At 43.6% G+C, this 1407-nt stretch carries 2 protein-coding genes and 1 pseudogene; 2 read left to right on the top strand and 1 reads right to left on the bottom strand.

Going from position 1 to position 1407, the window contains the following annotated elements; translation table 11 throughout:
* Both C7B16_RS24160 and C7B16_RS24155 read left to right on the top strand, forming a co-directional pair.
* The coding region (locus tag C7B16_RS24160) for an RHS repeat-associated core domain-containing protein (protein WP_181244205.1) at positions 1-577 on the top strand (577 nt) is incomplete at its 5' end.
* Positions 568-981: an SMI1/KNR4 family protein gene (locus C7B16_RS24155; RefSeq protein WP_105264056.1), complete on the top strand. Its 414-nt coding sequence runs from the start codon at positions 568-570 to the stop codon at positions 979-981. The genes C7B16_RS24160 and C7B16_RS24155, both read left to right, overlap by 10 nt.
* 49 nt (positions 982-1030) lie before the next feature.
* Here C7B16_RS24155 and C7B16_RS24150 read toward each other — a convergent pair.
* A pseudogene (locus C7B16_RS24150) lies at positions 1031-1270 on the bottom strand (SymE family type I addiction module toxin); the annotation flags it as partial.
* Between the last annotated feature and the right edge of the window lie 137 nt (positions 1271-1407).

Below are 1407 nucleotides of genomic sequence, written 5' to 3'. Positions count from 1 at the left end.
ACAGAACCTGCGTTACCAGGGACAGTACCTCGACAGGGAAACGGGGCTGCACTACAATCTGCACCGTTACTATGATCCGGATGTCGGGCGGTTCATAGTAACGGACCCGATAGGGCTGGCGGGTGGGTTAAACCTGTATGCGTATGCGCCGAATCCGTTAAGTTGGATCGATCCTTTAGGACTTGCTGTAGATCCAATAGCTAAATTAGAAGATCGCGGTTATACAGGGGTAACAAGAACTTCTAGCGGCGGTTTAGACTATTCAGATAGTAATGCGTTATATAATAAACGACCCGGAGTTAACCCTATCGTTACTATTGAATATACAGGAGATTATCTTAAAGATTTTGAAGCCGCTAATATGAAGGCCGGACTAAATCAAAAGACAACACCAAGGGGGTATGTCTGGCATCATCTTGATGATTATAATGCCGAGACAAATAAAGGTACTATGCAACTTATTAAACAGGGAGCACATCAAGGAATAAGTCATTCTGGTGGTGTCAGTCAGTATAAGAAAGCAACCGGTAAGAGCTATACATTCCCGGCCAGAAAAGGTGGTAGATTATGCAGTTAATTCTTGAAGAATCTGAGAGGAAATTATCTCCCGATGAGTTGGATGAATTCAACAGAGCCTTTGATGGAAAGGTTCCATTTTCGTTTAATAATTTTTACATAAAATTTAATGGCGGATATCCGCTTGATAATGGTGAGAGTAACTTTTTTTTATTAGGTGGCTTCAACCCAATTAAGTATGGGGATTTGCCTATAGAGGATGTTTATTCTGATTTAATTGATGACTATCCTAGTTTAAAAAACATGATCCCTTTTGCTTATGATGAAGGTGGTAATTGTTTTTTACTTTCATTGAAGTGTAATGATTATGGAAAAGTATATATATGGTTAATGGATGAAAAAGACTTAGCACTCATCTCTGACTCATTTGATGATTTCATAGAAAAATTATCTCAGAGTTATTAATTAAATATAGCCGAGAATAATAAAATCTTCCCGGCTTTTTTATTATCCAACTCTCGTTCAGTACACTAAACATTCCGTTCCGCATCCCCTTAACCACCTGTTTAACCTGATAAAGTTCCTCCCGCAGTTCCTGTACTTCGTTGTTATCCGCAAGCAGGATCAGGCAGCCTTCCGAGATCTTCACGGTAACGCCCGTGCCGATCTCAAATCCCGCTTCTCTCAGCCATTTGGCGCTGATCTTGATCACCGGCGTGTCGTTGTGGCTGGTCAGATACTGCGCTGGCAGCACGACGGGCAGAGCCGGGCGACTGAAGCGCAGGGAGACATACAGCGGGATGCGCGGGGTGGTACCGGACACGTTCACGGACCGGCAGTACAGCTACAACGGTCAGGACGAACTGCTGAAGACGCGGCACAGCCGGCGGG

Source organism: Escherichia sp. 20412-1, assembly GCF_003027595.1.
GTDB classification, from domain to species: Bacteria; Pseudomonadota; Gammaproteobacteria; order Enterobacterales; family Enterobacteriaceae; genus Escherichia; species Escherichia marmotae.
This window is presented reverse-complemented; position numbering and strand designations above follow the sequence as displayed.

Excerpts from the sequence above, each read along its gene's own strand:
- C7B16_RS24155 (WP_105264056.1), top strand. The coding sequence starts at position 568 with ATGCAGTTAATTCTTGAAGAATCTGAGAGGAAATTATCTCCCGATGAG.